The following is a 25,150-nucleotide window of genomic DNA, read 5'->3' on the forward strand; positions in this document are numbered from 1 at the left end:
TCATGTTGCCGGGCGCCACACTGGGATTATTATTCGGTGTCTGGCTGTTTCAGCAACAAGCGCAATTATGGTCGCTCCCGGTTTGGCTGGGCTGGCTAGCAGCCTTGGGACTGGTCGCGCTACTGGCGAACAGTCGCCATATCGGGGGTGTCAGGCTAACCTCAGCGGTTCGCCTTTTTTGCCGTCGGCTTGGCTGTATTTTGCTCGTGGCTGCCATCGGCTTTGCCTGGGCGCAGGCGCGCGCGGCCTGGCGCTTGCAAACGGCGCTGCCTCAGGCGTGTGAACAACAGCCACTCAAGATTCAAGCTGTGATTGTGAGCGTGCCAGCGCGCGATGCACGAGGCCAGCATGTGGATGTTGCCGTTGAGCGCACCTTCAACGCACATTGTCCGTTGCCCCCCAGGCTGCGCTTGCATCTCTACGAGCAGTCATATCGTCATGCCCCGGCCACGTCGCGCAATGCTTTACCATTATTACAAGCAGGAGAGCGCTGGCAATTCACCGTCAAGCTCAAACGTCCCCATGCCACGCGCAATCCGCATGGTTTTGATTATGCTGCCTGGTGCCTGGCCAACCAGATTGGCGCAGCGGGTTCTATAGTCTCCAAAGCACCGATGCGCAAGCTGCAAGCCATGGTCTGGCAACCCGCTGCCATGGTTGCGCACTGGCGAGCGCTGGTGGGTGAGCGAATCCAGCAGGTGCTTGGACACAGCCCGGCCAGTGGCGTCCTGCGCGCTTTGGTTATCGGTGATGATAGCCAGATCTCGCGTGCGGACTGGCAATTGTTTGTCGATACCGGGATTAATCATTTAATCAGTATTTCTGGCCTGCATATTACGATGCTGGCTGGCCTCGGTTATTTATTGACGGGCTGGGTGTGGCGGCAGCAACCGCGCTGGGCGCTATATGTGCCTTCCACACTGGCGGCCCGGGTGGGTGGGGCGTTAGTGGCGGTGGTTTATTCCGCCCTGGCCGGATTTTCCATTCCGACACAGCGTACCTTATGGATGTTGCTGACCATGCTAGGCATGCTCAGTCTGCGCCGCCAATTCCCATTTTCCTGGATACTCAGTGTGGCACTCTGGGTGGTCGTCGTGCTGGATCCCTGGGCGGTACTGGCGCCGGGGTTCTGGTTGTCTTTTGGCGCAGTGGCCTTGCTCGCCTTTGGCATGGGCGGACGCTTGCGTCCACCGAGTGCCTGGCGGGCCGCGGTGCATACACAGAGCATGATTACGCTGGCCTTTGTGCCTATCTTGATCCTCTTGTTTAACCAGGTATCTCTGGTGTCTCCGTTTGCCAATGCTCTGGCGATTCCACTGGTTAGCCTGGGCGTGGTGCCACTGGCGATTGCCGGCGCTATGTTGCCGGTGGATGCCTTGTTAATGCTGGCAGCACAGCTGTGGCAGGGACTGGCCTGGCTATTACATTGGTTCAGCCAGTTATCCTGGGCAGTCTGGTATCTGCCTACACCGTCACTGTCTGCCTGGCTGCTGGCAATGTTAGGCATGCTGGTGTTGCTGTTACCCAAAGGCTGGCCATTACGCTGGTTTGGGCTGCTACTCTGGTTGCCTTTATGCTTGCCTGCCCCGTCAGTGCTCAAGCCAGGGGACATGCGCGTCACTGTGCTGGATATCGGCCAGGGCTTGAGTGTGCTGGTGCAAACGGCTAGCCATGCCATGCTCTACGATGCGGGGCCGGTCTATCATGAAGACAGTGATGCCGGTCAACGGATTGTGCTGCCTTATTTGCGCCACTTGGGCCTGTCCCGGCTGGATTTGGCGGTGGTCTCGCATGACGATAATGATCATGTCGGTGGCATGGCCTCGGTGCTGGCTGGCGTGCCAGCCACACACTTGTTAAGCTCACTCGGCACAGACGCGGCTTTTTTTGAGCAACTGCAGGCGATTCCGCAGGCGGCAAGCATGCCACATCTTGCTTGCCAGGCCGGACAGCATTGGCAATGGGACCAGGTCAGTTTCAAGGTGCTTTATCCTTTGGCGCAACCAGAGATTCCTCTTAAAGATAACGATAAAAGCTGTGTGATTCAGGTGATCTCTGCGCATGGCAGTCTGTTATTGACAGGGGATATCGAACAATATGGTGAGCAACGGTTGCTGGAGCAGTCTGGGAAAAATCTGGCTTCTACGGTGATGACCATGCCGCATCATGGCAGCAAAACCTCCTCCAGTCCTGCGTTTGTCCAGGCGGTAAAACCCAGCATCGCGATTGCCACGGTGGGCTATCTTAACCGGTTCGGCCACCCCAAGCAGGCGGTGTTATCACGCTACGAAGCGATAGACAGTCAACGCTATCGCTCAGATCAGCATGGCGCGGTAATGCTGGATTTTACACAGGGCAATCACCCAACGGTCTTAACCTGGCGCCAGGTTGAGCCGCATTATTGGGATTGACTGCCTCTGCGATCGCCCACATTGCGCAAAAGCGGTTTTGTAACCGCTTAGATACCGCACAAAACTTGCCCTCAGGGCAGGTTAACGCTAAAGTAGCGGAAGTTTAAAAAAACCATTGGAGTCATCACTGTGTGGGAAATTATTTTAGCGGCCGGTTGGCCAATCTGGCCTCTGGTTATCGCTTCTGTGATCTCGTTTGCCATTATTGTCGAGCGATTCTGGGCCTTGAGAGCTTCAGTTGTCACGCCGGACCAGTTATTGCCTGAAGTGCAAAATTGGTTAAAGCAGGGCGGCGTGACACGTGAAACCTTAAGCCGTCTCGAAGCACACTCTTTACTTGGTCGCGTTTTTGCCAGTGCGTTGGCGAATATGGGGCACTCCCGTGAGGTTACCAAAGAAGCGATTGAAGAAACCGGCCGTGCGGTTGCACACAAGCTGGAACAATACCTGCCCACCCTGGGGACCATTGCCACTGTAGCGCCTTTGCTGGGGCTGCTGGGGACGGTGATCGGTATGGTCGAGCTGTTTGGCTCATTCACGAACAGTGGTCACGATGTGGCACAGTTTGCGCGAGGCATTTCGGTGGCCTTGTACAACACGGCGGCCGGGATTGTGGTGGCCGTTCCTTCGATGATTGCCTATCGTTATTTCAAGAGCAAAGTGGACGGTTTTCTGGTGGATATGGAGCAGCAAGCCGTTAAACTGGTAGAAATCATCCACGGCGACCGCGGATAAGCATTTTGCGACAGGATAAAAAAAGGCAGTCTCATGAACTTTAAACGTGGTAGCCGCGACGAAGAGCTAGAAATCAACTTTATTCCGTTGATTGACGTGTTGCTGGTGATTATTATTTTCCTGATCGTGAGTGCAACCTTTTCACGTACCAGTGAGTTGCAGATTAACTTGCCGACCGCGGATGCCAATGCCCCTCAAGAAAAACCATTGACTATTACCGTGGAGGTCGATGCCAGCGGCCGTTGCCTGGTGAATGGCAAAGAAGCGAATGGTGCCGTGGTGTCTGATTTGTCAGCCGCCTTGATCGAAGCAGGCAAGGCCGGTCCGGCAGACAAAGAGCCGACCATTATCATTAATGCCGATGGCAAGGCCTCGCACCAGTCTGTGGTGAATATTATGGAAGCCTCCCGGATGGCGAATTACACGCACATCACCTTTGCCACACAGGTAAACAGCCACTAATGTGTGGTGGCTGTTTGTGAGCTGTCCCGTTTAGTGCCAGGCAAGCCCGTTGTGACCGACGGGCTTGCTTGTTTTTAAGTAATCAGAGAACCCGCATGGCCCGCAAACAAAAAGTCGATTTACCTAAAATCGTCAATCCCAAATTGTTATACAAGCGCCTGTTTTTATATGCCTGGCGTTACAAGTTTTATTTTCTGGTCTCCATGGTGGCAACCACCGTGTTGTCGCTCAGTAACACCGCTTTTCTGGCCCTGATTAAAAAAGTCACCGATGAAGGCTTTGTCCAGCATTCGGTGCAGGAAGCATTTACTTTGCCGCTGATGCTGGTCGGCTTGATGGTCGTTCGGGCCGTGGCTTCATTCTTCTCGATTTACTGCTTGCGAGCTGTAACCAGGCTGGTGGTCGAAGTGATGCGTAAACAGGTTTTTGCCAAGCTGATGTTGTTGCCGGTCAGTTTTTTTGACATGCATTCCAATGGCTCGCTGGTGTCCAAGATGACCTATGACGCCGAGCGGCTATCGATTGTCGTCACGCGTTCGGCCCATAACGTAGTACGGGATATCCTGACTGTGATAGGCCTGATTGCTTACATGCTGTATCTGGACTGGAAACTGACCCTGGTATTTGCGCTGGTGACGCCGCTGATGGGGCTGTATTTATCCAAGACTACGCCCAAGCTGCGCGCAAATGCCAAACGGGTACAGCAAGCCGTTGGCGAGATTACCAAAACAGCGGAAGAGGCGATTGCCGCGCAGCGTATTGTCAAAATTTTTGGCGCACAAAGTTTTGAGAACACGCGCTTTGGCGATGTGGTCGGTAAAAACCGCCAGCTCGAATTGCGCAGTGCGCGTATCTCGGGGCTGAACAGCTTTGTGATTGAGGTGTTGTCGGCGCTGGCTTTAGGGCTGGTGGTCTATTATGCCCTGGGACAATTTACGGTAGGCGAGTTTGCCGCGTTTATCGGCGCATTGATGATGCTAATTGCACCGATCAAACACATCACCTCCGCTAACGAGGACTTGCAAGTGGGCCTGGCGGCGGCGCAGAGTATTTTTGAGGTGCTGGATTTGGCATCCGAAGAGGATCATGGCCATCATCGGATTGGCCGCGCGCAGGGCGATCTGGTATTTAAAGACGTGACCTTGCGTTATCCGCAGGCCAAACACAACGCGCTGGACCACATTAATGCCACGATACGCGCTGGCGAGAAAGTGGCGCTGGTTGGTCGTTCCGGCAGTGGCAAAACCACACTGGTCAATTTGCTGCCACGCTTCTATGGGCTGCAAGAAGGCAGCATTTTGCTGGATGGCGTGGATATCCGCGAGTATGGCCTGGAGAACTTGCGCGAACAGTTTTCACTGGTCAGCCAGGATATCGTCTTGTTTAACGACACCATTTACAACAATATTGCCTATGGTGCCTTGCGCGAGGCGACTGAGGAAGAGGTCATTGCCGCTGCCAAAGCGGCTAATGCCTGGGAGTTTATCGAGCACATGCCGCAAGGCCTGCAAAGCGAAATCGGTGACCGGGGTGTCCGTTTGTCCGGCGGGCAGCGCCAGCGTCTGGCGATTGCACGTGCCATTTTAAAAGATGCGCCGGTGTTACTGCTGGATGAGGCGACGTCTGCCTTGGACGGTGAGTCCGAGCTACATGTACAGATGGCGCTGGATCGCTTAATGCAAAACCGCACGACGATCGTGATTGCGCACCGCTTGAGTACCGTAGAGAACGCAGACCGGATTTTGGTCATGGATCAGGGCAGAATCATCGAAACTGGATCGCATACCAGCCTGCTGGCACAAAGCGGGTATTACAGCCGGCTGTATCACAAGCAGTTTCAAGACGACTGATGTTGCGGCATTGGTTTGAAAAACAGTGGCAGGGGATGGGGTGGGCGCAAGCCTTGCTGCTGCCGTTGTCCATGCTGTTTGCGGTATTGTCTGGCTTGCGGCGCCTGTGTTACCAGGTGGGGTTGTTAAGCAGCCAGGCCTTGCCTGTGCCGGTGGTGGTGGTCGGCAATCTCTCTGTAGGTGGGGTCGGTAAAACGCCGGTGGTGATTTATCTGGCGCAGCAGTTACTTGCCGCAGGCTACCGTCCCGGGATTTTGAGCCGCGGCTATGGCGGACAAAACACCGGCGAGGTGACGCCTGACAGCCTGCCGCAGTCACTGGGCGATGAGCCGGTGTTGATTGCCGGGCGTACTGGCTGTCCGATCTGGGTCGATGCCAACCGTGTGGCAGGCGGTCTAGCCTTGCTGCAGGCGCATCCTGAAGTCAATGTGATTCTGTGTGATGATGGCTTGCAGCACTATGCGCTTCAGCGGGATATCGAAATTGCCGTTGTGCAGCGGCCACTCGGTATCGGCAATGGTCACTTACTCCCTGCCGGGCCATTGCGTGAGCGATTGCGCCGTTTGCAAACCGTGGATATCATCGTAGAAAGTGGTCAGGTCCCTGCCGGCCCCTGGCCTGTGGCGCATTATGTCGTTGGCCTGGAAGTGGGCCGCTGGACCTCAGTCACAGACCTGAATACGTATCTGTCGAATGCCGAGTTGCAGCAGCGGGCATTGGTTGCAATTGCCGGCATCGGTCACCCACAACGGTTTTTTAATACCGTCTCCAATCTGGGTATTACCTGTGAAACCGTCGCCTTTGCCGACCACCATGCTTACCGCAAGGAAGACTTCCTGCCGTTTAAACAAAAAACCATACTGATGACAGAAAAAGATGCCGTAAAATGTCAGCATCTGGGATTAACCAACGCCTGGTATTTGCCAGTCAGTGCGCAAATCACGCCGCTTGGTGATCATCCTTCCCTGACGGAAAACGTCATCAGACGTTTGCAACAATGCAAAGGAAATAGGCATGAATCCTAAACTCTTGGAAATTCTGGTGTGTCCGGTGACCAAAGGACCGCTGGTGTATGACAAACAAAAGCAGGAGCTGGTGTCCAAAGGCGCTCGCCTGGCTTATCCGGTACGCGATGGCATCCCGGTCATGCTCGAAGACGAAGCCCGTCGCCTGGAAGAGCACGAATACGCTGAATAACCATGTTTAAAGTTGTTGTTCCAGCCCGTTTTGCCAGTACACGGCTACCGGGCAAACCCTTGCTTGATCTTGCCGGTAAACCCATGGTGGTTCGCGTGGCTGAGCAGGCAGCCAAAAGCCTGGCCAATCAGGTGGTCGTGGCTACCGATCATGCGCAAATTCTGCAAGCTGTCGCGCAGCACCAGATCACTGCAGTGATGACGCGGGCCGATCATGTTTCTGGCACAGACCGCATTGCTGAAGTGGTGCAAACCATGCAATGGCCGGACGAGACCATCGTCGTCAATGTGCAGGGCGATGAGCCTTTGATTGATCCGGTGCTGATCAACGAGGTGGCCCAGACCTTGGCCAATGATGAACAGGCGGTGATGTCTACCGCTTGCCATGCCATTCATGACGAGACGGTTTTCACAAATCCGAATGTGGTTAAGGTGGTATTCAATGCCAAGCAGCGCGCGCTGTACTTTAGTCGCGCGGCGATTCCATTTGCACGGGACAAGACAGATCGCCAGCAGACCCTCACTGCATATCGCCACATTGGCATTTATGCCTATCGTGTCAGCTTTTTAAAGCAATATGCCAGCTTGCCAGTCACCACGCTGGAAAGCATTGAAAGTCTTGAACAATTGCGCGTGCTGTATCATGGTTACCAGATCGCCGTTAGCGTGACTGATCACGCGCCTGCCAGCGGCGTGGATACGCCCGAAGACCTGGCGGCAGTCAGGCAGATTTTTGCTAGCAACGGCTAAAAATAAAAAGCCTCACTTAAGTGAGGCTTTTTATTTTGCGTTAGCTGATAAATTAGCTGTTTTTCTGACGGCGGAAGGCAATCAGACCCATCATGGCCAAGCCAGCGAACATCATGCCGTAGGTTTCTGGTTCTGGAACAGGCACAGTAATTGGGTTGATGGTATAGCTACCTTCGTAACGGCCACCACCGATCAGGTTAAATTGCAAGGTGTAGCTGCCTGCTGCCAAGTTGGATACGCTGAAGCTGTATCTTGTCAAATCAAATTGGCTGATCGGAGTGATAATCGGAGCGTACTGGAAGGTATGGTCAGCATCGCTGATAACAGTGATGCCTTGATACAAACCGCTGTTATGATCGTTCAGGAACTTCAGGCCTCTAGGATCCAGAATCCCGGTCAAGTCAAAGCTACCAGCAGTATAAGAAATATTCACTTTAGCTGTTTTTGCCAGGCTAGATCCTGCCAAATCAGTGCCGCTGAATGTGGTGGTTGTGGCAGTGGCAAACGCTGAAGTGCTCACCAGTAATGATGTTGCAACCAAGATATTTTTTAACATATTCGTATCCCCTAATGAAGTGATTAACAATTTCTGGAAGTGATTATGACAATATCAATCGTGCAAGCATATAGCCCGTTAGGGTCATCGGACTATCGGGCGTTTAAAAACGGAGTCAAGTACGGAAAATAAAGTAGACTGCCCCCATCATGCATAAGCCTGCCCACAGGTAATCCCACTTGAGTGGCTGCTGCATGTACATGACGGCAAACGGGACGAATATCACCAGTGTGATGACTTCTTGCAGAATTTTGAGTTGCGCCAGGTTGAGTTGGGTAAAGCCAATCCGGTTGGCGGGTACCTGAAAACAATATTCAATCAGGGCGATGCCCCAACTGACCAGAATGGCAATCCAGAGCGGTTTTTGATGCAAGTCTTTCAGGTGACCATACCAGGCAAACAACATGAACAAGTTGGCTGTGGAAAGAAGCAGGATGGTTTTAATCAGTGTGAAAGACATGCAACATCAGGCAAGAAAAGGTGACTTGGGAAAGTCACCGGATCATTGAAAAAAGTTTAAATGGCGGCTTCGCCAGTTTCACCAGTACGGATACGGATCACTTGTTCGACGGAAGAGACAAAAATCTTGCCATCACCGATTTTACCGGTATGGGCGGCCTTGATAATGGCTTCGATCGCACTTTCTACCATGTCTGAACCTAGAATCACTTCAATTTTGATTTTTGGCAGAAAGTCGACGACATATTCTGCGCCACGATATAACTCGGTGTGACCTTTCTGGCGACCAAATCCCTTGACTTCAGTAACTGTCAGTCCATTGACGCCAATCGCAGATAACGCCTCACGCACTTCGTCCAGTTTAAAAGGCTTAATAACGGCTTCTACTTTTTTCATATGTGCTCCGTGGATAAATCTCTCAATGGCATTTTACGCAAGCAGTGCTTTTTATACAAATGTCCTGTGCATGCCTCACAAGGCCTCGCGTGTCGCGCACTTAAAATGACAGGTTACAGGTGATCGGGTAGCGACGGTCCTTGCCAAAGCCGCGCTCTGTAATCCTGACACCCACTGCCGCTTGCCGCCGCTTGTATTCATTGCGATCAATCAGGCGGGTGACGCGCTGCACATCACTGGCGGTATACCCCATTTCGATGATACGTGCGATGCTCAGGTCTTTTTCGACGTAGGCTTCCATGATGGCATCCAAGACCTCATAGGGCGGTAAGCTGTCCTGGTCGGTCTGGTTTTCTCTGAGCTCGGCGCTAGGGGCACGTGTGATAATCCGTTCAGGGATCACCCGGCTCAGGCCATTGCGGTAGGTTGCCAGTTTGTAAACCAGGGTTTTGGGTACATCCTTGATCAAGGCAAAGCCACCCGCCATATCACCGTACAAGGTGCTGTAGCCGACAGCGGTTTCTGATTTGTTGCCGGTGGTGAGCACCAGGCTGCCAAACTTGTTACTGATGGCCATCAGTAGCATGCCACGGATGCGGGCCTGCAGGTTTTCTTCAGTGGTATCAAAAGACTTGCCGGAAAACTCCTCAGACAAGGTCGCACAAAATCCTTCAAATAGCGGTTTGATGGGTAATACGCTGTACTCAACCTCAACCAGTTGTGCCATTTCAGCGGCATCTGCCAGGCTGATGCCGGCGGTAAATTCAGAGGGCATCATCACTGCTTTGACGCGAGTTTTACCCAGCGCATCCACGGCGATGGCGAGTGTGAGCGCGGAATCTATGCCACCAGACAGACCCAGCACCACGCCGGGGAATTTGTTTTTATTCACATAGTCACGCAGACCCAGTACCAGCGCTTTATATACGGCGGCTTCGGTGCTCAACGGCGCCGTAATATCGGTGGCCAAGGGGGTCGTGCCGTCTATGGTCAGGTAAGCCAGCCCGGCTTCAAACATGGGCAGCTCCTGCACCAGTTCTCCCAACCGGTTCATGCTAAAAGACGCGCCATCAAACACCAGTTCGTCCTGGCCGCCGACCATGTTGGCATAGACCATGGGTAGCCCGGTTTCGCGGATGCGGTCGCGCAATACCTGGTAACGAGTCTGTTGTTTGTGCAGATGGTAAGGTGAGGCATTGATCGTCAGCAGCACTTGTGCGGAAGCTTGCAGGGCCTGCAGGGCAGGGCCTGACTCCCAGCTATCCGCACAGATCAGCACGCCATAGCGTACGCCATGCCATTCAAACACCACAGGCAATTGACCCGCCTCAAAATAGCGCTCTTCATCAAAGACGCTGTAGTTGGGCAAGTGATGTTTATGATAGGTCGCCTGTATCCTGCCAGAATGGATCACCGAAGCCGCGTTATAGCGTTTGCCTGCCACTTCATCAGGATGTCCAACAATGACTGCCATGTCGTGAGGCAGGTGCTGCACCAGCCAACTGAGTGCCTGCATGTTGGCGTGATAAAAATCCTGCCTGAACAGCAAATCTTCTGGAGGGTAGCCGCATAACGCCAGTTCCGGCGTTAGCAAGAGGCGTGCACCTGCTTGATAAGCCTCTTTGGCTTGCGCCAGAATGTGTTCCGCATTTTGCTGCATGGCACCGACCATGCAGTTCATTTGAGCAATTGCAAGTTTCATCTGCTTTTCATTCAGGATGGGCTCCAGGGCTTAATACTTGCCACCCGCAGCTTTGATCAGTTCTACCATGGCCGGGTTTTGGCCTTTGAGGGCATAGACATAAGCGGTCAAACCGTATTGATCACGTGTTTTGACATTGGCCTCATGTTCAAGCAGCAAGCGCGCCATTTCCGGCGCATTGTTGCTCACCGCCAGGTGCAGCAAGGGCGTGCCTTCGCTGTCTTTCTGGTTGGCATCTGCTTCATGCTCAAGCAGTGTTTTGGCTGCTTCAAGCTGATTTTTCTTCACCGCCCAGGTCAGTGCTGTCCAGCCATGTTCATCTTCCTCATCCACTTTGGCACCATGTTCTGCCAAATAGGTCACGGCGGCGGCATGGCCCTCTCGGGCGGCGATCATGAGCGCTGTGGTGCCCAGCTTGTCTTTGAGATTGGCGTCAGCGCCTTTGGTTAACACCGTGGTAATGGTGGGCACGTCACCGCTTTTGGCGGCATACATGAGCACAGTTTTCCCATCCGAGGACCGTACATTAGCATCAAAACCACGCGCGATAATCAGGCCCACCAGTTCGCTGTAGCCGGAGGTGGCCGCTAGGCCGAGGGCGCTCCAGCCGGCCGGGTCACGCGCTTTAACATCGGCACCTTTTTCCATCAGCATTTTGGCGGCATCCAGATTATTTTTCTTGGCCGCAAACATGAGTGCTGTCCAGCCACCCTGGTCTTTGGCATTGATGTCGGCGCCACCGGCTAACAACTCGCGGATCACTTCCGCCTGGTTTTTACGGGCGGCATACATGATGGGCGTCAGTTTGTCGCCATCGGTGACATTCGGGTTGGCGCCGCTTTTTAACAAGGCTTTGACCGTGGCCAGGTCGCCTTTGGCGGCGGCAATGAGCAGGTAAGACACTTCATCATCACGAAAAGGCGCGCTGTCCTCGGCCATCGGTTTTTTGCTGGCGGCCTCCGCAGACAGGCCAGGCCAGGTGAGGCCAATCAGCAGCATGCTGCCAACAATGATGCCTGTCCAGCGATGGTGAGCCTGTAAGCAACGATACATGCCAGTTCCTTTATGCGTTTGCGCGTTGAATGGCCGCGAGGACGGCCTCACCCAGACCAGCAGGGGAGGCTGCAACAACACAGCCAGCGGATTCCAGGGCAGCAATCTTGTCTTCTGCACGGCCAGAGCCACCGGAAATAATCGCCCCGGCATGGCCCATACGTTTGCCTTTGGGGGCGGTTAAGCCGGCAATATAAGCAGCGACCGGTTTGGTGACATGGTGTTTGATGTAGTCAGCCGCAGCCTCTTCATCACTGCCACCGATTTCACCAACCATGATGATCGCCTCTGTTTCCGCGTCTTTCTGAAAGAGTTCTAGGCATTCAATAAAGTTCAAGCCTTTGATCGGGTCGCCACCAATGCCGACACAGGTGGTCTGGCCCAAGCCCAGGGCCGTGGTCTGATGGACAGCCTCGTAAGTCAGGGTGCCAGAGCGTGACACGACGCCGACCTTGCCACGTTTGTGAATGCTGCCCGGCATAATGCCGATTTTGCATTCGTCAGGTGTGATCACGCCTGGGCAGTTTGGGCCGATCAGTTTGGTGCCATTAGCGCGCAGCGCCGCTTTGACATTGAGCATGTCTAGAGCCGGAATGCCTTCGGTGATACAGACAATGAGCTCAATGCCTGCGTCTGCGGCTTCAAGGATGGAGTCAGCGGCAAAAGGCGGCGGCACGTAAATCACGCTGGCATTGGCCTCGGTTTCCTTCACGGCTTCGCGCATGGTATTGAATACGGGTAGCTCCAGATGACGCTGGCCCCCTTTGCCTGGCGTCACGCCACCCACCATTTTGGTGCCATAAGCCAGCGCTTGTTCGGAATGAAATGTCCCTTGTTTGCCGGTAAAGCCCTGGCACAATACTTTGGTATCTTTATTGACTAAAATTGCCATGACTACACACCCTTGTTCACTGCGTTGACTGCTTGCTGGGCGGCATCGGTCAGCCCTTCTGCAGAAATAATATTCAGGCCACTCTCACGCAGCATCTGCTTGCCCAATTCGACATTGGTCCCTTCCAGCCGCACCACGACCGGAATGGTCATGCCCACCTCTCTGACTGCGGTGATAATGCCGGTGGCAATGATGTCGCAACGCATGATGCCGCCAAAAATATTGACCAGAATCGCTTTCACATTAGCGTCAGCCAGGATGATTTTGAAGGCCTTGGTCACGGTCTCAGCCGTGGCGCCGCCGCCGACATCCAGAAAATTGGCAGGCATGCCGCCATGCAGCTTGATCAAGTCCATGGTCGCCATGGCCAGGCCAGCGCCGTTCACCATGCAACCAATGTTGCCATTTAAGGCAATGTAATTGAGGCCGCTATGATGGGCCTCCGCTTCTTTGGCATCGTCTTGTGACCAGTCACGGATCTCTGCAAACGGTTTTTGACGGTAAAGTGCGTTGTCATCTACCGTCATTTTGCAATCCAGCGCCACCAGTTTTCCTTCAGCGGTTACAATCAGCGGGTTAATTTCGAGCAGTGACAAGTCATTGTCTTTAAACAATTTGTACAGGCCTTTGGCTAGCTTTGTAAACGCGCCAATCTGGTCACCACTCAGGCCCAAGCCAAACGCCAGGTTGCGCGCCTGAAAGTCCACCAGTCCATTGAGCGGGTCACAGACTTCCTGCAGGATTTTTTCTGGCTGGGTGGCCGCAATCTCTTCAATATCCATGCCGCCTGCGCTGGAAGCGACCATAACCACGCGTTCGAGCGTGCGGTCTACCAGCATCGAAAGATAAAGCTCACGTGCAATCGGCAGGGTTTGCTCCACCAGCACCTGATGCACGGGTTGGCCATCCGGCGCATTCTGGTAAGTCACCAAATGCTTGCCAAGCAGGCTACCTGCCACGGTTTGCGCTTCTAATGCAGATTTAACCACTTTGACGCCACCCGCTTTGCCGCGACCGCCGGCATGCACCTGGGCCTTGACCACCCAGGCTTCACCGCCCAGTTCTTTGGTGGCTGCCGCAGCGGCTTCTTCGGATTGAACGACCAGGCCAGCCGGTGTGGCCAAACCATATTTTTGCAGGAGTTGTTTGGCTTGGTATTCGTGCAGATTCATGAAAATTCAGAGGTTTTGATAGTTAAGCATCTATTTTCGCGCAAATACCCTATCAAGGCTAGACTGCAAATAAAAAAACCGCACAACTGTGCGGTTTTTAAACGTATTTAACGCGATAGCGTTAACCAATGCGTCGTCGTTTATAAGTCCTGCGCCCAGGCATTGCCGTAGACTTTGCCATTGCGGGACAGTACCAGCATTTGATACATGCTGATCACCCACATGTAACTGGAGGCCAGGCTGTAGCCAATGCCACCGATAATCGTTAACCAGGCAAAGTGTGGTGACAACTTGGTCAGCCACCACGACATCACGTCCATAATCAGAAAAGCAAACGGGAAGGCGATGGCAATGATTTTGGCAGGTTTAGGCACATTCACGGCAAAACTGAAAATCAGGCCGATAAAAAAGAAAATGAAACTGATGCCAAACAGGTGTATATGCGACACCCGCGTCAGGCCGCTGATCGTTGCGCCCTCATTCACCTCTGCGCGCGCCTTAACTTCATCATAGTTGTTAAAGTTGGGGATGCCGGGGATGTTGCTGTGGCACATGACGCAATGCTGCGCAAACACCTGCTTGAAGTGTGATTCCCACTGGTCTTGTGGCGCGCCTTGTTGCGCCCATTTGATAATGTCCTGGCGGACCTCCAGGGGTGCTTTGTCAGACATGGAGCCATTAAGCTTGCTCGCCAGTTTGGTGCCACTGCGGTCACCGTAATAACTGTAGACAATATCGTTCACGGACAAGCCGAATTTGCCATCGGCCATGCCGTGCGTGAGCATGATTTGCAGGCCAGCCATACACAGGCCGACGCCAATCACGAGCAGATAACCAATAAACAGGGCTTTAAGCGGTAAGGGCAGGTTAGGCAGGTTCAGCCATGGCAGCGTTTGTGCGTCTTGTTTCATTGTAATCCCTAGGGTGTTGAGTTTAACCAGTTTTAATTTTTGCCAAGCATATCATTGCCGGGGGCAATCCAAAAACAGAAATACTCCCAAAAAAGCACGCTTATCAATGCGATGCACGGGCAACTGCTATAATCCAGTCTTTTAATCGACGGTAGTGATCATGCGTTTAGTGGTTCAAGGGCCGGCCATCACCATGGCTCATCTTTCCCATCTTCATGGCCTGGTGGGCGGGCATGCGCAGTTTATGCAAGTGGGCGAACATGCCTACTATTTGCCGGTGCCAGAAGCGGATTATTTGGAAGTGAAGGCTTTTTGCGCCAGTCAGCAGATAGACTGCGCGCTGGTGCAAGACACTCATAGGCTGCAACACATGGGCTTGTGCGTCATGGATATGGACTCCACCCTGATCTCCATTGAATGCATTGATGAAATTGCCGACATGATGAACCTCAAACCGCAGGTCGCCGAGATCACCGAAGCCGCCATGCGTGGCGAACTGGATTTTTCTGCCAGCCTGCGTAAACGTGTGGCCTTGCTCAAAGGCCTGCCAGCGACGGCATTGCAACGCGTGATTGATGAGCGCCTTCGTTTTAATCCCGGCGCGCAAGCCTGGATCAATACCTGCAAGCAACATGGCATCAAAACCATGGTCGTTTCTGGCGGCTTTACCTTTTTTGCCAACCACGTCCAACAGACCTTGGGGCTCGATTACGCCGTCTCCAACACGCTGGAAATCATAGACGGCAAACTCACCGGCCAAGTCCTGGGTGAGATCGTCGATGCCCAGCGCAAAGCTGATGAGCTCACTAAACTGCGTGATCAGTTGGGCCTGTCGGCCGCACAAACGATTGCCATTGGTGACGGTGCCAACGACCTCAAAATGATGGCGGTTGCCGCGGTGGGCGTGGCTTATCACGCCAAACCAGTGGTGCAACAGCAAGCCATGTATGCGCTCAATGTGGTGGGGCTGGATGGCGTAGCGAGCTTGCTATCGGTCTAATTCATCTGCACGGTTGCTCAATGATTCCAGAATTCTGCTATCGAGTCATCGCCACCTACATAAAGCGTTCAAGGGTGGCTTGGGCGCTTTTTATTTAGCAGAATGAGGCCTGCGCTCGCCCACAGGCGATTCCTTGAGTTTTTTGATGATTCGATTTGTCGCGTATTGAATGCTTTTCGGGGTAGATGCTTAAATAAATATTTGATTTATTTTGGTTTTTTTGAAAATAACATTTGCTATTGTGGTGCATAAAGCGCATAGTGGTTGCACGCGACGTTCAAGCATTGTTGTTTTCTCTGGTGGTATCTTCTGGTTCTCTCGTTAATCCCGCTTACTTGTGCCTCGCCCTCCAAGGGGTTTCCCTTTCATTTTTTACAAAGGATTTAGATATGGCTACAGGTATTGTCAAATGGTTTAACGATGCAAAAGGGTTTGGTTTTATTACTCCAGATCAGGGTGGCGATGATTTGTTCGCTCACTTTTCCGAGATTCAATCAGCAGGTTTTAAAAGCTTGGCGGATAACCAGCGCGTTTCATACAACGAAACGACTGGCCCTAAAGGCAAGCAAGCTTCTGCGATTCAGGTGATTGCATAGTCACGCCTGACCAAGTGGCGCAGTAAAAAGCCCGGTTTCGGGCTTTTTTCATTATTGAAAAAGGAATCGCATGGCTAAAGAAGAATTGATTGAAATGCAGGGCGCAGTGACTGAAGTGTTGCCGGATGCGCGTTATCGCGTGACGCTGGACAATGGGCATCAGTTGACTGCCTACACCGGCGGCAAAATGCGCAAGCACAAAATACGTATTTTGGCGGGCGATAAAATCACCATCGAAATGTCGCCGTACGACATGGGCAAGGGACGCATTACGTTCAGACATCTGCCGCCCAGAAGACCTGCTTGAGTCCACCTGCCGCTCTTTTCGGCGTGCAGTTGATCTTGCTCAGCTAGAAAAAAAGCCCCTTGCGGGGCTTTTATCGTTGATGGCATCACGCTGATCGCGCTTAGTAGTCCATCTCAGGCATCGCAGGCGTTTTTTTGTCCTCTTTGGGCAATTCGGCCACGGTCGCATCGGTGGTCAAAATCAGCCCGGCAATCGAGGCGGCATTTTGCAGCGCGGTGCGAGTCACTTTGGTGGGGTCGACCACACCGGTTTCCACCATATCCACATATTCACCTGTCGCGGCGTTGTAGCCGGTGTTACCCGTTGCCTCAAGCACTTTGGTGATGACCACAGAAGGCTCTTCTCCGGCATTTTTCACAATCGCGCGCAAGGGCTCTTCGATTGCGCGCAACACGATGCGGATACCAGCATCCTGATCATCATTATCCCCCTTGAGGGCACCGATACGGCTGCGAGCCCGCAGTAAAGCCACACCGCCGCCAGGGACGATGCCTTCTTCCACCGCAGCGCGGGTGGCATGCAGGGCGTCATCGACACGGTCTTTTTTCTCTTTCATTTCGACTTCGGTGGCCGCACCGATTTTAATCACGGCGACACCACCGGCCAGCTTGGCCACGCGCTCTTGCAGTTTTTCCTTGTCGTAGTCAGAAGTGGTCTCCTGAATTTGGGTTTGAATAGACTGCACACGGGCTTTAATCTTGGCTTGGTCGCCAGCGCCATCAATGATAACGGTGTTTTCTTTGTGTATCTCAACCCGTTTTGCACGGCCCAAATGCTCGATGCTGACTTTCTCCAGTTGCATGCCGGTTTCTTCTGAGACGACGGTGGCCCCGGTCAGGATGGCAATGTCTTCTAGCATGGCTTTGCGACGATCACCAAAGCCTGGCGCTTTGACGGCAGCTACTTTGAGGATGCCACGCATGCTGTTGACGACCAGTGTCGCCAGCGCTTCGCCTTCCACGTCCTCGGCAATGATCAGCAAAGGCTTGTTGGTTTTGGCTACGTTTTCCAGCGTCGGCAACAAGTCGCGGATATTGCTGATTTTCTTGTCATACAACAAAATCATCGGCTCATCCAGCGCCGCCACCTGTTTGTCCGGATTGTTCACAAAATAGGGGCTGATGTAGCCGCGGTCAAATTGCATGCCTTCCACCACATCCAACTCATTTTGCAGTGACTTGCCTTCTTCTACCGTAATCACCCCCTCCTTGCCAACTTTTTCCATAGCATCGGCGATGATCTGTCCAATGGCGGTATCCGAGTTGGCAGAAATAGAGCCTACCTGGGCAATCTCTCTATTGGTGGTGATGGCTTTAGACATGACTTTGAGCTCATCCACCAACGCAGCCACCGCTTTATCTATGCCGCGTTTGAGGTCCATCGGGTTCATGCCTGAGGCGACCGACTTCATGCCTTCTTGCACTATCGCCTGCGCCAGTACGGTGGCGGTAGTCGTACCGTCACCTGCGACATCCGCGGTTTTAGACGCGACTTGTTTCACCATTTGCGCGCCCATATTCTCCAACTTGTCTTGCAACTCGATTTCTTTGGCGACCGAAACACCATCTTTGGTAATCACCGGGGCGCCAAAACTGCGTTCCAGCACCACATTGCGGCCTTTGGGGCCCAGGGTGACCTTGACCGCATCGGCCAGGATATTCACGCCTTTTACAATTTTTTGACGGGCGTGGTCATGAAACTTCACATCTTTAGCTGCCATTGTTCAATTCTCCTTTCTCTCTTAGCAACAAAGTGATTAAGCGACTTTTTTGAGATCGGCAGAGGCGGGTTCAATCACACCGAGAATGTCTTCTTCGCGCATGACTAATACCTCTTCGCCATTGAGTTTGACTGTTTGTCCGGCATATTTGCCAAATAAGACATGGTCACCGACCTTCACTGCCAGGGCTCTCAGGCTGCCGTCTTGAAGGGACTTGCCGCTCCCGACAGCGATGACTTCGCCTTGCTCGGGTTTTTCTGCAGCTGTGTCTGGTATCACAATGCCGGAAGCGGTCGTACGTTGTTGTTCGACTCGCTTGACTATGACGCGGTCATACAGGGGACGAATATTCATGTTCAATTCTCCTTAGCGAATAAGTTCAACAAAAACCACCACTGGAGACGTTTGCAGACGCAACTGGCAATCATGCCTCCAGTGGCGAAAAGGTATCAGCAGAGTTGCTGATACCGTGAAAATAGGGATGCGCAAAAAAATTTCAAGAGGGCTAGAGCGCTCTTTTTTTGACTAGAAACTGATTCACCAATTGGCTGATTTCAAACTTGCGGAAATGTTTTTTGATCGTGACTGCATAGAAATTCTCAAAAATCCCTTCCAGTTGCGTGAAGGATTTGAGCACACCATTTTTTAACTCGTCTTTAACCACCACCTCCGGCATGACGGTGAGTGCCCGGCTGTCGCGCGCTAACAGCCGCAACATCGCCATGTCATTCGCTTCGGCCACGATGTGAGGTTCTAGGTGATGCAAGGCGCACAAGCCATCAAAGGCCGCCCGAATCGGGCTGTCCTGATTGGGCAAAATCCAGTTGTACTCCGCATATTTGGCCGAAAATCCGTGTTTGATCTCAATCTCTGCCGGGCCGATCACACTGATGGGTTGCCGATCTAGCAGAATACACTCCCATAACTGGTCAGTATTGCCTCTCACCTCGATATTGGTGAGCGCCAGGTCTATCTGGTGATTCGAAAGCGCATTGAGCAAGTTGGTTTGCCCGCTGGCAGAAATTTCGAGTTTGATCTCCGAGTGATTCAGTAATGGCTCCACAAAGCTCTCGATGAAGTTTCTGGACATGGTAGAGAGCACACCAATCCGCAACGTTTGACTCTCAGACGCAATACCTTTTCTCAGCAGGTTTTCGAGTTCTATGCCTTTGGTAAAAATCGAATCTGCATAGGAAAACGCCAAATTACCGAACTCCGTCAACACCAGTTTACGCCCTTGTCTTAAAAACAATGCGCAGTCCAGGCTTTCTTCCAGTTGCCTGATCTGTGAAGACAGCGCGGATTGCGAGATATGCAATTTTTCTGCTGCCTTGGTCAAGCTACCCACTTTCACGATATGCCAAAAATATTGCAAGTGATGATAATTGAGTCTCGCCATATATAAATAAAATAGAACATAAAATTAATATTTATATATTTTACCTAATTAAAATCATCCGTCAAAATCTGCATCACCCGCTATTTGGTTTTTTAATATAGTTAGATAGGTGAAATGGTGATGATGAAGCGGCTTGAAATTGATGGTCGAACAGTGACGGTTTATCCCAAGAACGTAGAAATAAATGGTGAGGAGGTGGTTACCCAGGGCGAAATTCTAATTGAATTACTGCCTGAAGTCTGGGCGCCAATAGAGGGTGAGCCGACGACAAGCGCGTCGGTGCAAGAGGTGGTCACCCAACAATCTGTAGCGATTGATGGGCCTACCTCCGGTTAATCTTTATCTTCTATTAAAGTGTGTTTTATGTTCTGTTTTATCAATGTATTTTTTGGTCATGAAAGGCCGTGTTAATGGACGTTGTCATTTATTTTGCACTGGTACCCGGAGCCATTATGTGGCTGGCTGGGCTGCTGAGTGGAGTACTACCGTGGCAACATGACCGTGGCTGGCAACTGTTTAAGCATCTGCTCAGCGTGGCGCTTGTGGCGGCGGGTATATCCGCCGCAGTCGTGTGTCTGCATGTCCAGTCGTTGCCTGGCAATTTTTTCAGTGCGTTTGGCATTGCTGTGTCCCCTCTGCAGGCGCTGATGGCTTGTTTGGTGCAATTGCTGGGGTGGGTGATCGGACATTTTTCTGCCAGATACCTCGAAGGTGAGGCCAATCAGAAAAGCTTTGTCACCGCTTTAAGCCTGGTCCTTGCCAGTGTGCATGTGCTGCTGATTGCTGATCACTGGTTGTTGTTTGTCGCGGCATGGTCAGCCATTGGCGTGTGTTTAAAGCACTTGCTGTGTTTTTATGCAGACCGTCCGTTTGCACTGTTGGCTTCGCACAAAAAGACCGTGGCGGATGTGTTGGCGGATAGTCTGTTGCTGCTGACGGCCATGATCGCCTATGTTGAAACCGGAAGCGTACAGATTTCAGTCTTTCTTTCACATGTCAGCATGCATGGCTTGTCGCAGCTCAGTAGCTGGTGTGCCATGCTGCTGGTGGCTGTGGTCATTTTAAAAACGGCATTACTGCCGGTGCATGGCTGGTTAATCCAGGTGATGGAAGCACCGACGCCTGTTTCTGCCTTGTTACATGCCGGTGTGGTGAACCTGTCTGGTTATGTTTTGATCCGCTTTGCCCCCTTGTTCGAACAGGCAACACTGGCCAGACATGTATTGTTAGCGGTTGGGCTGGTGACATGCCTGTTTGCCTCGCTGGTCATGTTTACCCGGGTCAGTATCAAGGTCAGGCTGGCATGGTCCACCGTGGCACAAATGGGCTTCATGATAGTGGAATGCGCGCTGGGGCTATACACCTTTGCGGCGCTGCACCTGATCGGACACTCGATTTACAAGGCTTATGCCTTTTTGTCCGCCGCCGACATTGTCACACACACACGCTTGCAGCAGATGGCGGGTAAAGCGGCCTTTGCCAAGTTGAGCATGTTGCTTGCCCCGGTGTTGACCATGTTGATTGTGTTCGGGGTACAGGCGGTCTCGGGGACCCAGCTGTGGCCAGCCTGGTGGAGCCTGATACTGGCGCTGGCCTGGGCTCCAGTGTTGTGGCAGCAGGTCGGGCAGGCAGTGACTCTGCGCCTGCAACTGCAAGCCTTGCTATTTGGCAGTGTGCTTGCCATGGGGTTGACCGCCGTTAGTGTGGTATTTCACCTGCTTCCCCTCGGGATACACGATCAGCCTTCCCCTACGGGCGGATGGATAAGTGTGCTGGCCATGCTCATGCTGTACCTTGCCACGACCATGATCCAGCAGATGCCTGCGCGGTTGGCTGTGCTGCATCGCTCAGTCTATGCCGGGTTTTATCTGGATGAGTTTTACACGCGATGGGTCTTGCGTTTATGGCCGGTTAGTTGGGGCAAAAGCACGCATGCCAATGACTAGGCGCGCTTCTGAAATGAATGGATAAGGAACCAAAAGATGTTTTTTATTGAAGACCAAGTATTCCCAGGGCGTCACCATGGGCAAACACAGTCTATCCGTGAGCAGGTGATAGACCAGGCCTGCCAGCGTGCGTGCGACAGTATTGCGCCTACCTGGCCGCTGGATCAGTCGATTGCAGTCAACCCGCATTGGAAAAGAGTCCACTTGCCAGTGAGGACTGTAGCGGCACGCATGGCTGTGCTAGGCGATCTGCAAGTGTTTCCGGCCAGAGGTCATCTGTTACATGCCTGGCAGCAAGGACGCATGTCTGCACAGGACTTAACCCAGGCCATAACACAACTCGGGCTCAGGCAGACCACTATTGCAGAGGCAGTGGCCCAGCTATCGGCGCCGCTTGCCATTACCCAATTACCGCTATTGATTGATGTGCTCGATGACGATGCCCAGCGGTTTCAGCGCTTGACCTGGCGCGATGCGATTACGCATCAGGTCAGCCAGACTTGTGCCGCGTATTTTGACCGGGACCAGTCAGACTGGCAGCCTGAGCGTGCAGGTGGCTTGTACCAGTTCTGGCGTGACATGATCGTGCATGACCATGGCATCGGTGTGTTGATGGGCTTGCCCAACATCCATCAGTTTCTGGATTATTTGCCACGCAATCGCCAACAGGCTGAGCGCTGGGTGGTCGAGGCGCTAGGCCTGGATGAGGCCGTGCTGGCCGATTATTTTGAGGCGGTATTGCTCACGGTGAATGGCTGGGCATCCTGGTGTGCTTATCTGGATTGGCAAGCCAGATTACAAGGCCAGAGTGATGACAGCTTGCGTGATTTGCTGGCGATTCGGTTGGCATGGGGCGTGATTTTAATGCAATGTAAAGGTCTCAATGCAACCAACAGCGCCATTAGGGTCATCCAGCAAAAATGGCAGCATGTGGCTGAAAAAATTCAAGCTGCAGAACAGGCATTGCAAGTGGATGAGGTCTGGCAACTGGCACTGGAAATCGGTTATCAGCGCCAGCTGGCGCAACAACTGAGCCAGATGCCGGAGGCTGCAACACCGACACCCACGCCACTGATTCAGGCCGCATTTTGTATTGATGTGCGCAGTGAACCGATCCGGCGGGCAATAGAATCATTGTCACCCAATATACAAACGCTGGGCGCGGCGGGCTTTTTTGGCTTGCCGATTGCCTATCAGCCTTTTGCTTCCGACTATCAGCGTCCACAGTTGCCAGGTCTGCTGGCCCCTAGCTTAACTGTCCGTGATCAAGTCCTTGTCGGTTCAGAGGCGATAAGCGAAGTGGCACAGGCCGGTAGCAAAGCGCTACAGCTAAAAGTCGGCCAAAAGCGGCTCAGCAATTTTATGCTGTCTGGCCAGGTCAGCCGACTGAGCAAATATCCTGGAGCGGCCTTTTCGCTGGTAGAGAGCGCGGGCCCACTGTTTTTGAAACCCTTGTTAGCCATGATCAAGCCGCAATTGCATGCCCGCAGTTCGCTTGATCAACATGGCTTGCCGAAAAAATACCGCGCATTGACCCGGCCTCAGTTACAAGCTGTGAGCGTGGTCGAAAAAGCCGAGCTTGCTGCGCGGGTACTCAACAGTTTAGGCCTGACCAGCGGATTGGCGCCGCTGGTATTACTGGTGGGGCATGCCAGCCAGAGCAAAAACAATGCACATGCCTCCAGCCTCGATTGCGGCGCATGTTGCGGACAGTCTGGCGAGGTAAACACGCGTGCCTTGGCCGCTGTGCTCAATGATGTCGAGGTGAGGGCGCAGCTGGCAAGTATGGGCATGGCGATCCCCGCCGAAACCTGGTTTGTTGCCGCCTTGCACAACACTACCACACAAGCGTTGCAAGGCTTTGATCTTGATCTGCTGCCAGCCGCAACGCACACTCGCTGGCAGCAAGCGGCTGAGCTGTTTACCGCTGCCGGTGAAGTTGTACGGGCACAGTTAGCCTCTACCTCAATGCAGTCAACAAAAGCCATCGATGCCGGTCGTTTGTTCAAAGCTTTTCGCCAGCGTGCCAATGACGCTGCGCAGACCCGGCCGGAATGGGGCTTGGCCAACAATGCGGCATTTGTTCTGGCTCCCCGGGCGCGTACCAGACATTTGAATTTGGCCGGGCGGGCATTTTTGCATGAGTATGATGCGGCGGCGGATATTGAAGGGGCGTTATTGGAGCAACTGATGACGGCCCCCATGCTGGTGACGCACTGGATTAACTGGCAGTACCATGCCTCGACCTGTGAGCCAGTCAAGCTTGGGAGCGGAAACAAGCTGTTACACAACGTCGTCGGTGGCCGCATCGGCGTGTTTGAGGGCAATGGCGGTGACCTCAGAATCGGTCTCTCCAAACAGTCATTGCATGATGGCCAGCAGTGGATGCATGAACCGCTCCGCTTGACGGTGGTCATTGTGGCAAGCCGCAGACAGATTGACCAGATTATCGGCAGGCATGCGGTCATTAGCCACCTGGTCAACCATGGCTGGTTACACCTGTGGTGTGAAGAGGAGGGGCAACGTTGGCGGTATGTTGCCGGGCAATGGCAGGCACTGGATTTTGCTGAAATGACGCAGCCCGTTTGAGTCAGTTTTCATCTTGTCAGTATGCATGCCTGAGGTCGTTTACTAAAGACCGGTCATGGATGCATGCTGGCAAGTGAGTGATTTTTTAGCTATCTTGGGTCAGGTGAGCGAGCCAGGCTAAAACAGTCTTCAGCCACGGTTGGCAGCCCTTCAAATAAGGGCTTGGCAAAATAATAGCCTTGAAACAGGTCAATGCCAAAATCGACCAGTACCGTGAGTTCAGCGCGGGTCTCGACGCCCTCTGAAATCACCTCGATATTGAGTCCGCGACACACATCCAGGATGCTTTTCACAATCAGTTGTTTGGTTTTATTCTGATCTATGTCGCGGATCAGGTTCATGTCCAGCTTGATAATGTCTGGCTGCCATTCAGCCAGTAAGTTCAGGCCAGAATAACCCGCGCCAAAATCATCAATCGCGGTCAGAAATTGATGTTTTTTGTATTCGGTAAAAATGTTTTTTAAATGCGCATGATCGGTGATTTTCTCTGCCTCGGTCACCTCAAACATGATGCGCTTTTTATCAAAACCGAGTTCATCACACACGGCGAGCGTGGATTGAATACAGTTTTCAGGGTTGTAGACTGCGTTTGGTAAAAAATTGATGGACAGAATCTGGTCAAAATGTAACTGATTGGCGAGCCTGATGGCTTTTGAGCGGATGGTTTGATCAAAGCTATGAATACTGGAGGCGTCAATTTGATCCAGAATGAACGCCGCTGGCTGGTTTTCCAGGCCACGTACCAGTGTTTCATATCCCCAAATCTGTTTGTGCTCGAAGGCAATAATGGGTTGAAACGCCATTGAAAAGTCTATCCCCAGGTGTTGAGGATTACATTTTCCACATTGCATTTAGGGTTCTCCTGTACGCAGTCACCAGCTTCTTGCTACCTTATGGGATGCGGTCATGCCAGCTAGGCGATGAAACTCAAAAATAAATTTAATACTTTAGGGATAGTAATACGCACCGTTGCAGCTTGATCAGTTGAAAAGCATTATATTTGATGCTCATATAATTCAACAAAGCATGTTCATGTATGCTGTGTTGA

General features: G+C 52.6%; 25 protein-coding genes. 13 read left to right on the plus strand and 12 right to left on the minus strand.

Going from position 1 to position 25,150, the window contains the following annotated elements:
• The first annotated feature begins 2 nt into the window (after window positions 1–2).
• The 7 genes from ACT53C_RS07560 to kdsB all read left to right on the plus strand — a co-directional run bounded on the left by ACT53C_RS07560 (window position 3) and on the right by kdsB (window position 7,404).
• Window positions 3–2,411, plus strand: a complete 2,409-nt coding sequence (locus tag ACT53C_RS07560; protein ID WP_476145456.1) for a DNA internalization-related competence protein ComEC/Rec2 — start codon at window positions 3–5, stop codon at window positions 2,409–2,411.
• A gap of 129 nt (window positions 2,412–2,540) precedes the next feature.
• The gene (locus ACT53C_RS07565) at window positions 2,541–3,146 is read left to right on the plus strand and encodes a MotA/TolQ/ExbB proton channel family protein (protein ID WP_194748326.1); all 606 of its coding nucleotides are present in this window, start codon (window positions 2,541–2,543) and stop codon (window positions 3,144–3,146) included.
• Between the two features lie 33 nt (window positions 3,147–3,179).
• Window positions 3,180–3,608, plus strand: coding sequence for an ExbD/TolR family protein (locus ACT53C_RS07570; RefSeq protein WP_194748325.1), 429 nt, complete (start codon window positions 3,180–3,182; stop codon window positions 3,606–3,608).
• Window positions 3,609–3,703: 95 nt separating this feature from the next.
• Window positions 3,704–5,458 carry a lipid A export permease/ATP-binding protein MsbA gene (gene msbA / locus ACT53C_RS07575; RefSeq protein ID WP_476145457.1) on the plus strand — a complete coding sequence of 585 codons (1,755 nt, stop codon included), beginning with the start codon at window positions 3,704–3,706 and terminating at the stop codon, window positions 5,456–5,458.
• Entirely contained in the window at window positions 5,458–6,483 is a 1,026-nt protein-coding gene (gene lpxK, locus ACT53C_RS07580; protein WP_476145458.1) for a tetraacyldisaccharide 4'-kinase, read from the plus strand. The genes msbA and lpxK overlap by 1 nt, the downstream gene beginning before the upstream one ends.
• On the plus strand, window positions 6,473–6,655 hold the full coding sequence (locus ACT53C_RS07585; protein WP_194748322.1) for a Trm112 family protein: 183 nt from the start codon (window positions 6,473–6,475) through the stop codon (window positions 6,653–6,655). The genes lpxK and ACT53C_RS07585 overlap by 11 nt, the downstream gene beginning before the upstream one ends.
• A gap of 2 nt (window positions 6,656–6,657) precedes the next feature.
• Window positions 6,658–7,404 (plus strand): 3-deoxy-manno-octulosonate cytidylyltransferase, encoded by a 747-nt coding sequence (gene kdsB / locus ACT53C_RS07590; RefSeq protein WP_476145459.1) that lies wholly within the window; start codon window positions 6,658–6,660, stop codon window positions 7,402–7,404.
• Window positions 7,405–7,456: 52 nt separating this feature from the next.
• Here the strand turns inward: kdsB and ACT53C_RS07595 are convergent, their stop codons facing one another.
• From ACT53C_RS07595 to ACT53C_RS07630, 8 genes are all read right to left on the minus strand, one after another.
• Window positions 7,457–7,960, minus strand: coding sequence for an FxDxF family PEP-CTERM protein (locus ACT53C_RS07595; protein WP_476145460.1), 504 nt, complete (start codon window positions 7,958–7,960; stop codon window positions 7,457–7,459).
• A gap of 115 nt (window positions 7,961–8,075) precedes the next feature.
• On the minus strand, window positions 8,076–8,420 hold the full coding sequence (locus tag ACT53C_RS07600) for a DMT family protein (protein ID WP_313986548.1): 345 nt from the start codon (window positions 8,418–8,420) through the stop codon (window positions 8,076–8,078).
• A gap of 56 nt (window positions 8,421–8,476) precedes the next feature.
• Window positions 8,477–8,815: a P-II family nitrogen regulator gene (locus ACT53C_RS07605; RefSeq protein ID WP_194748319.1), complete on the minus strand. Its 339-nt coding sequence runs from the start codon at window positions 8,813–8,815 to the stop codon at window positions 8,477–8,479.
• Window positions 8,816–8,915: 100 nt separating this feature from the next.
• Entirely contained in the window at window positions 8,916–10,517 is a 1,602-nt protein-coding gene (locus tag ACT53C_RS07610; protein WP_476145461.1) for an NAD+ synthase, read from the minus strand.
• A gap of 30 nt (window positions 10,518–10,547) precedes the next feature.
• A complete protein-coding gene (locus ACT53C_RS07615; protein ID WP_476145462.1) occupies window positions 10,548–11,570 on the minus strand; it encodes an ankyrin repeat domain-containing protein in 1,023 nt (340 codons plus the stop codon).
• A 10-nt stretch (window positions 11,571–11,580) separates the two neighbouring features.
• Window positions 11,581–12,462: a succinate--CoA ligase subunit alpha gene (gene sucD, locus ACT53C_RS07620; protein ID WP_194748316.1), complete on the minus strand. Its 882-nt coding sequence runs from the start codon at window positions 12,460–12,462 to the stop codon at window positions 11,581–11,583.
• Window positions 12,463–12,464: 2 nt separating this feature from the next.
• Window positions 12,465–13,634 (minus strand): ADP-forming succinate--CoA ligase subunit beta, encoded by a 1,170-nt coding sequence (sucC, locus tag ACT53C_RS07625; RefSeq protein WP_194748315.1) that lies wholly within the window; start codon window positions 13,632–13,634, stop codon window positions 12,465–12,467.
• A gap of 140 nt (window positions 13,635–13,774) precedes the next feature.
• Window positions 13,775–14,545 (minus strand): elongation factor-1 alpha, encoded by a 771-nt coding sequence (locus ACT53C_RS07630; protein ID WP_194748314.1) that lies wholly within the window; start codon window positions 14,543–14,545, stop codon window positions 13,775–13,777.
• A gap of 160 nt (window positions 14,546–14,705) precedes the next feature.
• Here ACT53C_RS07630 and serB point away from each other — a divergent pair, with 160 nt between their 5' ends.
• The 3 genes from serB (at window position 14,706) to infA (ending at window position 16,448) form a co-directional block, all read left to right on the plus strand.
• Window positions 14,706–15,545, plus strand: coding sequence for a phosphoserine phosphatase SerB (gene serB / locus ACT53C_RS07635; RefSeq protein ID WP_194748313.1), 840 nt, complete (start codon window positions 14,706–14,708; stop codon window positions 15,543–15,545).
• Between the two features lie 389 nt (window positions 15,546–15,934).
• Window positions 15,935–16,141, plus strand: a complete 207-nt coding sequence (locus tag ACT53C_RS07640; RefSeq protein WP_194748312.1) for a cold-shock protein — start codon at window positions 15,935–15,937, stop codon at window positions 16,139–16,141.
• A 70-nt stretch (window positions 16,142–16,211) separates the two neighbouring features.
• Complete coding sequence (gene infA, locus ACT53C_RS07645) at window positions 16,212–16,448, plus strand: translation initiation factor IF-1 (RefSeq protein WP_018985872.1); 237 nt, start codon at window positions 16,212–16,214, stop codon at window positions 16,446–16,448.
• A gap of 100 nt (window positions 16,449–16,548) precedes the next feature.
• Here the strand turns inward: infA and groL are convergent, their stop codons facing one another.
• The 3 genes from groL to ACT53C_RS07660 form a co-directional block, all read right to left on the minus strand.
• Complete coding sequence (groL, locus tag ACT53C_RS07650) at window positions 16,549–18,168, minus strand: chaperonin GroEL (protein ID WP_275355999.1); 1,620 nt, start codon at window positions 18,166–18,168, stop codon at window positions 16,549–16,551.
• Window positions 18,169–18,204: 36 nt separating this feature from the next.
• On the minus strand, window positions 18,205–18,522 hold the full coding sequence (locus ACT53C_RS07655) for a co-chaperone GroES (protein ID WP_313986538.1): 318 nt from the start codon (window positions 18,520–18,522) through the stop codon (window positions 18,205–18,207).
• 151 nt (window positions 18,523–18,673) lie between these two features.
• Window positions 18,674–19,567: a LysR family transcriptional regulator gene (locus ACT53C_RS07660; RefSeq protein ID WP_194748309.1), complete on the minus strand. Its 894-nt coding sequence runs from the start codon at window positions 19,565–19,567 to the stop codon at window positions 18,674–18,676.
• A 120-nt stretch (window positions 19,568–19,687) separates the two neighbouring features.
• Between ACT53C_RS07660 and ACT53C_RS07665 the strand changes: the two genes are divergently transcribed.
• The 3 genes from ACT53C_RS07665 (at window position 19,688) to ACT53C_RS07675 (ending at window position 24,102) form a co-directional block, all read left to right on the plus strand.
• Complete coding sequence (locus ACT53C_RS07665) at window positions 19,688–19,903, plus strand: hypothetical protein (protein WP_275355995.1); 216 nt, start codon at window positions 19,688–19,690, stop codon at window positions 19,901–19,903.
• A gap of 74 nt (window positions 19,904–19,977) precedes the next feature.
• Entirely contained in the window at window positions 19,978–21,513 is a 1,536-nt protein-coding gene (locus tag ACT53C_RS07670; protein ID WP_275355993.1) for an NADH-quinone oxidoreductase subunit L, read from the plus strand.
• 36 nt (window positions 21,514–21,549) lie between these two features.
• Complete coding sequence (locus ACT53C_RS07675) at window positions 21,550–24,102, plus strand: YbcC family protein (protein ID WP_476145463.1); 2,553 nt, start codon at window positions 21,550–21,552, stop codon at window positions 24,100–24,102.
• An 89-nt stretch (window positions 24,103–24,191) separates the two neighbouring features.
• On the opposite strand, the gene ACT53C_RS07680 is transcribed toward ACT53C_RS07675, so the two are convergent.
• Window positions 24,192–24,905, minus strand: a complete 714-nt coding sequence (locus ACT53C_RS07680; protein ID WP_275355990.1) for an EAL domain-containing protein — start codon at window positions 24,903–24,905, stop codon at window positions 24,192–24,194.
• Window positions 24,906–25,150 lie beyond the last annotated feature (245 nt).

The sequence above is a fragment of the Methylophilus sp. DMC14 genome (genome assembly GCF_056314085.1).

Coding starts and splice junctions, on each gene's coding strand:
- ACT53C_RS07570 (WP_194748325.1), top strand. CDS start 3,180: ATGAACTTTAAACGTGGTAGCCGCGACGAAGAGCTAGAAATCAACTTT.
- ACT53C_RS07615 (WP_476145462.1), bottom strand. CDS start 11,570: ATGTATCGTTGCTTACAGGCTCACCATCGCTGGACAGGCATCATTGTT.
- ACT53C_RS07680 (WP_275355990.1), bottom strand. CDS start 24,905: ATGGCGTTTCAACCCATTATTGCCTTCGAGCACAAACAGATTTGGGGA.
- ACT53C_RS07665 (WP_275355995.1), top strand. CDS start 19,688: ATGATGAAGCGGCTTGAAATTGATGGTCGAACAGTGACGGTTTATCCC.
- ACT53C_RS07595 (WP_476145460.1), bottom strand. CDS start 7,960: ATGTTAAAAAATATCTTGGTTGCAACATCATTACTGGTGAGCACTTCA.
- ACT53C_RS07600 (WP_313986548.1), bottom strand. CDS start 8,420: ATGTCTTTCACACTGATTAAAACCATCCTGCTTCTTTCCACAGCCAAC.
- msbA (WP_476145457.1), top strand. CDS start 3,704: ATGGCCCGCAAACAAAAAGTCGATTTACCTAAAATCGTCAATCCCAAA.
- ACT53C_RS07610 (WP_476145461.1), bottom strand. CDS start 10,517: ATGAAACTTGCAATTGCTCAAATGAACTGCATGGTCGGTGCCATGCAG.
- sucD (WP_194748316.1), bottom strand. CDS start 12,462: ATGGCAATTTTAGTCAATAAAGATACCAAAGTATTGTGCCAGGGCTTT.
- ACT53C_RS07655 (WP_313986538.1), bottom strand. CDS start 18,522: ATGAATATTCGTCCCCTGTATGACCGCGTCATAGTCAAGCGAGTCGAA.
- lpxK (WP_476145458.1), top strand. CDS start 5,458: ATGTTGCGGCATTGGTTTGAAAAACAGTGGCAGGGGATGGGGTGGGCG.
- serB (WP_194748313.1), top strand. CDS start 14,706: ATGCGTTTAGTGGTTCAAGGGCCGGCCATCACCATGGCTCATCTTTCC.
- sucC (WP_194748315.1), bottom strand. CDS start 13,634: ATGAATCTGCACGAATACCAAGCCAAACAACTCCTGCAAAAATATGGT.
- ACT53C_RS07660 (WP_194748309.1), bottom strand. CDS start 19,567: ATGGCGAGACTCAATTATCATCACTTGCAATATTTTTGGCATATCGTG.
- ACT53C_RS07560 (WP_476145456.1), top strand. CDS start 3: ATGTTGCCGGGCGCCACACTGGGATTATTATTCGGTGTCTGGCTGTTT.
- ACT53C_RS07605 (WP_194748319.1), bottom strand. CDS start 8,815: ATGAAAAAAGTAGAAGCCGTTATTAAGCCTTTTAAACTGGACGAAGTG.
- ACT53C_RS07640 (WP_194748312.1), top strand. CDS start 15,935: ATGGCTACAGGTATTGTCAAATGGTTTAACGATGCAAAAGGGTTTGGT.
- infA (WP_018985872.1), top strand. CDS start 16,212: ATGGCTAAAGAAGAATTGATTGAAATGCAGGGCGCAGTGACTGAAGTG.
- groL (WP_275355999.1), bottom strand. CDS start 18,168: ATGGCAGCTAAAGATGTGAAGTTTCATGACCACGCCCGTCAAAAAATT.
- ACT53C_RS07585 (WP_194748322.1), top strand. CDS start 6,473: ATGAATCCTAAACTCTTGGAAATTCTGGTGTGTCCGGTGACCAAAGGA.
- kdsB (WP_476145459.1), top strand. CDS start 6,658: ATGTTTAAAGTTGTTGTTCCAGCCCGTTTTGCCAGTACACGGCTACCG.
- ACT53C_RS07675 (WP_476145463.1), top strand. CDS start 21,550: ATGTTTTTTATTGAAGACCAAGTATTCCCAGGGCGTCACCATGGGCAA.
- ACT53C_RS07670 (WP_275355993.1), top strand. CDS start 19,978: ATGGACGTTGTCATTTATTTTGCACTGGTACCCGGAGCCATTATGTGG.
- ACT53C_RS07630 (WP_194748314.1), bottom strand. CDS start 14,545: ATGAAACAAGACGCACAAACGCTGCCATGGCTGAACCTGCCTAACCTG.